At 63.8% G+C, this 7,897-nt stretch carries 8 protein-coding genes; 1 reads left to right on the top strand and 7 read right to left on the bottom strand.

Annotated features, from left to right (window positions below; translation table 11 throughout):
- The 5 genes from ACLHHB_RS06790 to chvE all read right to left on the bottom strand — a co-directional run.
- Window positions 1–1,426: IlvD/Edd family dehydratase (locus tag ACLHHB_RS06790; RefSeq protein ID WP_410217519.1), on the bottom strand; the 1,426-nt coding region annotated here is incomplete at its 3' end.
- An 8-nt stretch (window positions 1,427–1,434) separates the two neighbouring features.
- On the bottom strand, window positions 1,435–2,421 hold the full coding sequence (gene araD1 / locus ACLHHB_RS06785; protein WP_410217518.1) for an AraD1 family protein: 987 nt from the start codon (window positions 2,419–2,421) through the stop codon (window positions 1,435–1,437).
- A gap of 3 nt (window positions 2,422–2,424) precedes the next feature.
- A complete protein-coding gene (gene mmsB, locus ACLHHB_RS06780; protein WP_410217517.1) occupies window positions 2,425–3,612 on the bottom strand; it encodes a multiple monosaccharide ABC transporter permease in 1,188 nt (395 codons plus the stop codon).
- A 13-nt stretch (window positions 3,613–3,625) separates the two neighbouring features.
- Complete coding sequence (gene mmsA / locus ACLHHB_RS06775; protein ID WP_410217516.1) at window positions 3,626–5,146, bottom strand: multiple monosaccharide ABC transporter ATP-binding protein; 1,521 nt, start codon at window positions 5,144–5,146, stop codon at window positions 3,626–3,628.
- Window positions 5,147–5,199: 53 nt separating this feature from the next.
- The gene (gene chvE, locus ACLHHB_RS06770) at window positions 5,200–6,255 is read right to left on the bottom strand and encodes a multiple monosaccharide ABC transporter substrate-binding protein (protein WP_410217515.1); all 1,056 of its coding nucleotides are present in this window, start codon (window positions 6,253–6,255) and stop codon (window positions 5,200–5,202) included.
- Between the two features lie 131 nt (window positions 6,256–6,386).
- Here chvE and ACLHHB_RS06765 point away from each other — a divergent pair, with 131 nt between their 5' ends.
- Window positions 6,387–7,328, top strand: coding sequence for a LysR family transcriptional regulator (locus ACLHHB_RS06765; protein WP_410217514.1), 942 nt, complete (start codon window positions 6,387–6,389; stop codon window positions 7,326–7,328).
- Between the two features lie 28 nt (window positions 7,329–7,356).
- Here ACLHHB_RS06765 and ACLHHB_RS06760 read toward each other — a convergent pair whose 3' ends face one another.
- A complete protein-coding gene (locus tag ACLHHB_RS06760; protein WP_410217513.1) occupies window positions 7,357–7,527 on the bottom strand; it encodes a hypothetical protein in 171 nt (56 codons plus the stop codon).
- A gap of 86 nt (window positions 7,528–7,613) precedes the next feature.
- On the bottom strand, window positions 7,614–7,897 hold a 284-nt coding region (locus ACLHHB_RS06755; protein WP_410217512.1), incomplete at its 5' end, for a LysR substrate-binding domain-containing protein.

Raw genomic sequence — 7,897 nt, 5'->3', positions numbered from 1 at the left:
AGATGCGGACCATGTCGGTGATGCCCTTCCGCAGGACCTTGGGCGGCAGGCCCATGTTGCCCACCTCCGCCATGCCGGGATAGCCCTTGGGGCCGCAGTTCTTCAGGACCATGACGCAGGTTTCGTCGATGTCCAGCGCCTCGTCCTCGATCTTGGCCTTGTAGTCGTCGATATCCTCGAAGACGACGGCGCGGCCGCGATGGGTCAACAGATGCGCGCTGGCGGCCGATGGCTTCAGCACCGCCCCCGAAGGCGCCAGGTTGCCCTTGAGCACCGCAATGCCGCCTTGGGTCGTCAGCGGGTTGGAGGCAGGCCGGATCACGTCCTCGTTCCAGTTGACGACGTCCTTGACCTCGTCCCAGATCGACTCGCCGCTGACGGTCAGCGCATCCTTGTGCAACTGCCCCGCCTCCGCCAGCCGCTTGATGACGACGGGCAGCCCGCCGGCATAGAAGAACTCTTCCATCAGGTACTGGCCCGAAGGCATCAGGTTCACGATGGTCGCCACGTCCCGCCCAAGCCGGTCCCAGTCGTCCAGCGTGATGTCGACGCCCACGCGGCCCGCCATCGCCAGCATGTGCACCACCGCGTTGGTGGACCCGCCGATGGCGCCGTTCACGCGGATGGCGTTTTCGAACGCGTCCCTGGTCATGATGTCGGAAGGCTTCAGGTCATCCTTGACCATCTGCACGATGCGCCGGCCCGACATCTGCGCCATCACGCGGCGACGCGAATCCACGGCCGGGATCGCCGCGTTCCCCGACAGCGCCATCCCAAGCGCCTCGGCCATCGAGGCCATGGTGCTGGCCGTGCCCATCGTGTTGCAGGTTCCGGTCGAACGGGACATGCTGGCCTCGGCCTCCAGGAACTCGTCCTGCGTCATCAGCCCGGCCTTCACCGCCTCGCTGAAGCGCCACAGATGGGTGCCCGACCCCACACGCTCGCCGCGGAAATGCCCGTTCAGCATCGGGCCCCCCGTGACGACGATCGAGGGAATGTCGCAGGATGCCGCCGCCATCATCAGGCTGGGCGTGGTCTTGTCGCAGCCGACCAGCAGCACGGCCCCGTCCATCGGCTGTCCGCGGATGGTTTCCTCGATCGCGAGCGCGGCAAGGTTGCGGAACATCATGGCCGACGGGCGGAAGGTGTTTTCCGAGGCCGAGAAGACCGGAACCTCGACGGGAAAGCCGCCGGCCTCCCAGACGCCTGCCCGCACCTTTTCGGCCAGTTCGCGCAGATGGCCGTTGCAAGGGGTCAGTTCGGACCAAGTGTTCAGGATGCCGATGATGGGACGTCCGTCGAACAGGTCATGGGGATAGCCTTGGTTCTTCATCCAGCCGCGGTGATAGATCGTGTCGCGCGACGTGCCGCCATACCATTCCTGCGAGCGCAGTCTGCGGGGCCAGGGTGCGGGGGTGAAACTCATGTCGGACCTTAAAGGGCTGTGACGGCGACCGGCGTCTGGTCGGCATCGTGTTGCATCAGGGGGTTGCGCAGCAGCAGGCCGAAATCGGGACATTCGATCTCGAATGCGTCGCCGTTCTGCGTCGTGATCCCGTCGGCAAAGGACAGGGTTGCCGTACCGAAGAAATGCACATGCACATCCCCGGGCTGGCGGAACAGGTCATACTTGAAATGATGATGTTCCAGGTTGGCCAGGCTGTGGGACATGTTCGCCTCGCCGGACAGGAAGGGCTTTTCCCAGATCGTCTGGCCGTTCCGGATCAGGCGGCTGGTACCCTCCACATGGTCGGGCAGATTGCCCACCCGCATCTCGGGGCCATAGCTCGCGGGGCGCAGCTTCGAATGGGCCAACCACAGATAGTTGCCGCGCTCGGTCACGTGGTCCGAGAACTCGTTGCCCAAGGCAAACCCCAGGCGGACGGGCCGTCCGTCTGGTGCGATCAGGTAAAGGCCGGCGATCTCTGGCTCCTCGCCCGCGTCCAGCGCGAAATCGGGCGAGGTCAGAGGCGCGCCGGGCCGCACGGCGGCATGGCCGTTGCCCTTGTAGAACCATTCGGGCTGTGCGCCGACCCCGCCGCCCTCGGGCTTGCCGGCCTCCAGCCCCATGCGGAACATCTTCATGCTGTCCGTCATGTTCTCGGTCGCGCCCTGGTGCATCGCGTCCCGGGTCGCGGCAGAGCCCAGATGCGTCAGCCCGGTTCCCGTCAGGTGCAGATGGGCCGGATCGTCATGGTCCAGAGGCAGGAGCAGCCGCCCCTCCTCCAGCGCCGCGCGCAGATCGATCGCGTCGCCGGTGCCGCGCGCCTCGACCTCGGCGGTCAGGCTCCGCCCTGCCGCCAGCGCCGCCAGCGCCAGTTCGCGGGTCGTTGTTGCGCCGGGCACCAGATGGGCCTCCTGTTGACGGCGGGCGGCGACGGCGCGGGTGCCGTTCGGCAGGTTCAGTTGTGACAGCCACATGGCTTACACCTCTCGGTTCTTGTTGTAGACGTCGAAGACAACAGCAGCCAACAGCACCAGGCCCTTGATGACCTGCTGATAGTCGATGCCGATCCCCATGATCGACATGCCGTTGTTCATCACGCCCATGATGAAGGCACCGACGACGGCGCCCACGATCCTGCCGACGCCACCGGACATGGAGGCCCCGCCGATGAAGACCGCCGCGATCACGTCCAATTCGACCGCAAAGCCGGCCTTGGGCGTGGCGGTGTTCAACCGCGCAGCAAAGATCAATCCGGCCAGCGCCGCCAGAAGGCCCATGTTGACAAAGGTCAGGAAGGTCAGCCGCTCCGTCCGGATGCCCGACAGCTTGGCGGCCTTGGCATTGCCGCCCACGGCATAGATGCGGCGCCCGATTGTGGTCCGTTCCGTCAGGAAGACATAGATCACCGTCAGGACGACCATCGACAGCAGCACGTTCGGCAGGCCCCGGAACCAAGCCAGCTTCCAGGTCACGAACAGCAGCGCCGCCCCGACGATGGCATTGCGCAGCACGAAAAGTCCGAAGGGCTCGTCCTCGATCCCGTAGCGGGCGTTGCGGGCGCGGGTCCGCAGGCCCAGCCAGACGATCAGCATCACTGCCAGAACACCCACGGCCAGCGCCAGCCCGTTGGGGCGCCCGATACCCAGCAGGTCCGGGATGAACCCTGTGGACAGTGCTTGAAAGCTGGTCGGGAACGGCCCGATGGACTGGCCTGCCAGCAGCCACAGCGACAATCCGCGAAAGACCAGCATGCCGGCCAGCGTGACGATAAAGGACGGGATCTTCCAATAGGCCACGAAATAGCCCTGCACCGCTCCTATGGACATGCCGGCTAGAAGGCAGACCGCTGCCGCCATCCAGACCGGCAACCCCCAGCTGACGATCATCACCGCGGCCAGTGCGCCGATGAAGCCCATGACCGAGCCGACCGACAGGTCGATATGGCCGCTGACGATCACCAGCAGCATGCCCAGCGCCATGATGATGATATAGCTGTTCTGCAGAAACAGGTTGGTGATGTTCACGGGGCGCAGCAGGACACCCCCCGTCACGATCTGGAAGAACACCATGATCGCGATCAGCGCGAACAGCAGTCCGTATTCGCGGATGTGCCGCGTGACATAGTCGCCGATGCCGATGCCCGGCGCGCGTTCGGTCTGTTCCACCGCCGTCTCTCCCTTATTCCCTGACGATCAGCGACATGATCGCTTCCTGGCTTGCCTGCGCGGCCGCCAGCTCGCCCACGAACCGGCCCTCGTTCATCACGTAGATCCGGTCGCACATGCCCAACAGTTCGGGCATCTCGGACGAGATCATGATGACGGCCTTGCCCTCGCGGCTGAGGTCGTTGATGATGTTGTAGATCTCGTATTTCGCGCCCACGTCGATGCCGCGCGTCGGCTCGTCCAGGATCAGGACCTCGGGCTCGGTGAAGAGCCACTTGGACAGCACGACCTTCTGCTGGTTCCCGCCCGACAGGTTCATGACCTTCTGAAACACGGAGGGGGTGCGGATGCGCAGGGTGCGGCGAAATTTTTCGGCCACCTCGGTTTCCCGGCCTTCGTCGACGACGCCCCGGGTGGCCACCGCGTCCAAGTTGGCCAGAACCGTGTTGCGCCGGATCGTCTCGTCCAAGATCAAGCCCAGCGATTTCCGGTCTTCGGTCACATAGGCCAGCCCCGCCTCGATCGCCCGGTCCACGGTCGACACATCGACCGGCTGGCCATGCATCAGCACCGTCCCCGAGATGTCCCGCCCATAGCTGCGCCCGAAGATGCTCATGGCCAGTTCGGTCCGCCCTGAACCCATCAGCCCCGCGATGCCCACCACCTCGCCCGCACGAACGGACATCGACAGGTCCCGGATCACCTGCCGGTCGCGGTGTTCGCGATGCCAGACATTCCAGTCCGTCAGCTCGAACACAACATTGCCTGCACGTCGTTCGCGATCGGGGTAACGGTGCGCCATGTCGCGGCCCACCATGTCCCGCACGATACGGTCCTCGGTCAGGTCGCCGGCCCGCGCATCGATGGTCGAGATGGTGGCGCCATCGCGGATCACGGTGACGCTGTCGGCAATGCGGCGCACCTCGTTCAGCTTGTGGCTGATGATGATCGAGGTGACGCCCTGCGCCTTCAGTTCCAGAAGCAGCGTCAGCAGGGCCTGGCTGTCGCCTTCCGACAAGGCGGCCGTGGGCTCGTCCAGGATCAGCAGGCGCACGTTCTTGGACAAGGCCTTGGCGATCTCGATCAACTGCTGCTTGCCGACACCCAGGCTTTCGACCTTGGTGCCGGGCGTTTCGCGCAGGCCGACCTTGGCCAGCAGGACCTCGGTCTGCCGAAAGGTTTCCGGCCAGTCGATGACGCCGCGGGTGGCCCGCTCGTTGCCCAGGAAGATGTTCTCTGCAATGGTCAGCAGCGGCACCAGGGCAAGTTCCTGATGGATGATGATGATGCCGCGATCCTCGCTGTCGCGGATGGTTCGGAAATCGACGGGGGCGCCGTCAAAGACGATCTGCCCGTCATAGCTGCCGGTCGGATAGACACCCGACAGCACCTTCATCAGCGTGGATTTTCCGGCACCGTTTTCGCCGCAGATGGCGTGAATCTCGCCCTCGCGGACGGACAGGCTGACATCGTCCAATGCCTTCACGCCGGGAAAGCTCTTGGTGATGCGGCGCATTTCGAGCAGCGCGTTCATGACGGTCATTCCTTGTGCAGGACCGCCTCCGGAAACGGAGGCGGTCCCTTGTCTCACTGGATCTGGCCTTCAGTATAATAACCGCTTTCGACCAGAACCTGCTGCCAGTTCGACTTGTCGACGGGCACCGGCTCCAGCAGATACGAGGGCACGACCTTGACGCCGTGGTTGTAGGTTTCGGTGTCGTTGATCTCGGGCTCGCCCCCCTTCAGCATCGCGTCCACCATGCCGACGGTGACCCGGGCCAGTTCGCGCGTGTCCTTGAAGACGGTGGCATACTGTTCGTCCGCCAGGATGGACTTGACCGAAGGCACCTCGGCATCCTGCCCGGTCACGATGGGCATCGCCATGTCGCCGGACCCGTAGCCCACGCCCTTCAGCGACGACAGGATGCCGATGGACAGCCCGTCATAGGGCGACAGCACGCCGTGAACCTGCGCATCCGTGTAGTTGGCCGACAGCAGGTTATCCATCCGCGACTGCGCCACCGCACCATCCCAGCGCATCGTGCCGACCGTGTCCATGCCGGTCTGCCCAGAAGGGATGGCAATGTCGCCCGCGTCGATCATCGGCTGCAGGACGGACATCGCGCCGTCATAGAAGAAGTACGCGTTGTTGTCGTCGGGGCTGCCGCCGAACAGCTCGACGTTCCAGGGCTTCTGATCGGGAAAGCGCTCCTGCAAACCCTTCACCAGCGAGTTGGCCTGTTCGACGCCGACCTTGAAATTGTCGAATGTCGCATAATAGTCGACGTCCGGCGTGTCCCGGATCAGACGGTCATAAGCGATCACCTTGATGTCCGAAGCTGCGGCATTGGCCAGCGCGTTCGACAGGGTGGTGCCGTCGATGGCGGCGATCACCAGGACATCGACGCCCTTGGTGATCATGTTCTCGACCTGTGCCAGCTGGTTCGGAATATCATCCTCGGCATATTGCAGGTCTGTCTCGTATCCCGCGTCCTGGAACTGCTTGACCATGTTGTTGCCGTCGTCGATCCAGCGGGCCGAGGACTTGGTGGGCATCGAGATGCCCACCGTCTCGGCCACGGCACCCGTGGCCAGCCACGACACCCCGATCGACAGCGCGATCGCGACACTTCTGATCTTCATGTGTTCCCCCCGTGGCGGCCAGGGCCGCCGGATTTTCTTGTCCTGCCCTCCCCACGGGCATGATTGACCATAGCAATGCCGCAACATGATGGTAAAATGATATAATTCGTAATGCGGATACCATTTTTGTCATGCCGATGATCCCGTCTCGCCTGATGCTGAAGCCGACGCAGTTGCGGCTGATCGTGGAAATCGCCGATTGCGGACAACTGCAGCAGGCGGCACAGGCCTGCGCGATGACCCAGCCCGCCGCGTCACGTCTGCTGGCGGAAACCGAGCGTCAGTTGGGTGCGGCCCTGTTCCTTCGCCAACCCAAGGGCATGGCACCGACCGAGATCGGCCAGAACGTTCTGCGCCGGGCCAGCCTGATCCTGCACGAGATCGAGGGCATGGCCACCGATGTCCGCGCGCTGACCGAAGGGCTGGCGGGTCAGGTCCGCGTGGGCGCCGTGACGGGGCCTGCCGTCGACTACCTTGTTGCGGCGATCCGGGAAATCAAGCTGCAGGCCCCTGAAGCCGATGTCACCGTGGACGTCATGCCGTCACGCGATCTGCTGGGGCATCTGGTAGCCGGAGAGATGGATTTCGTGCTGGCACGCATCCTGCCGGAATTCGACGGACGCGAGTTCTGCATCCAGCCGATGCGGGACGAGAAGGTCAATTTTTGTGTTCGCTCGGGGCATCCGCTGGATCATGGGCAACCAGTGACCCTGACCGATCTGCTGCACCAGGAATGGGTCATGCAGGAACGCGGCGCGCCGATCCGGCAAGCCACGATGGAAGCCTTTGCTGCCGAAGGGCTGGCGGAACCGGTGAACGTGGTCAGCAGCCCGTCGCTGCTGTTCACCATCTCTTACCTGTCGCAGAGCGATGCGGTGGCCCCGTTATCGCAAGAGGTCGCCCATCTTCTGATGCGCCCCCCGGTCGCGGCCAACTTCCGCTCCTTACAGACGCGGCAGCAGATCCGCGTCCCGCCCTATTACCTTCTCAGCCTCAAGCGCCGTCCGCCTTCGCCTTTGGCGCAGAAGTTGCGTGACAAGGTCATCGAAAAGTCCCTCCGGGTGCGGGACTGACGAAACCGAACGATGGCGCCACCAAGGATCAGCTGCTGTTGCTGTGCACACCATAGGCATAAAGCACGGCAACCACGATGGCCACCACCAAGGCTCCTATGATATAGGCTGCGTTCTTCTTCTTGTATTCCTTCACCTTCGCCTCCGCTTTGTTCAGCGCCAGCAGCGGACGGTCTTGCTCCACATTGCTGCAGATCACGCCGGGTCGTTTGCTGACATCTGTCTAACGGGTCGCTCACCCAGTATGTTCCCACCCTTCCCGATCTGGGAACAGGTAGGCACCTTTCACGACTGCGCGCTGCGCATGCCCAGCGCCCGGGCCACGTGCTGCAGCGCCTCGTTCAGAAGGGCGTGGCCTTCCTCTGCTGGGGCATCATTGCGGAACAGCAGCGCGATGTCTCGATGGGCGTCAGGCATCTGCAGGGGCCGCACGGTGACCTCCTCCCGATGGATGGCCTGCCTCTTGGCGAAGAGTTCGGGAATAACAGCGACCCCTGCCCCAGTCGCCGCCATCAGCAGGATGGAATCAAGGCTTGTTCCTTCATAATCATCCGACACCGTTCCCCCGC

Origin of the sequence: Paracoccus sp. (in: a-proteobacteria), from assembly GCF_046462195.1 — a bacterium.
Taxonomy (GTDB): Bacteria; Pseudomonadota; Alphaproteobacteria; order Rhodobacterales; family Rhodobacteraceae; genus Paracoccus.
The sequence above is the reverse complement of the archived record's forward strand: the minus strand, read 5'-3'. Positions and strand labels throughout refer to the sequence as shown.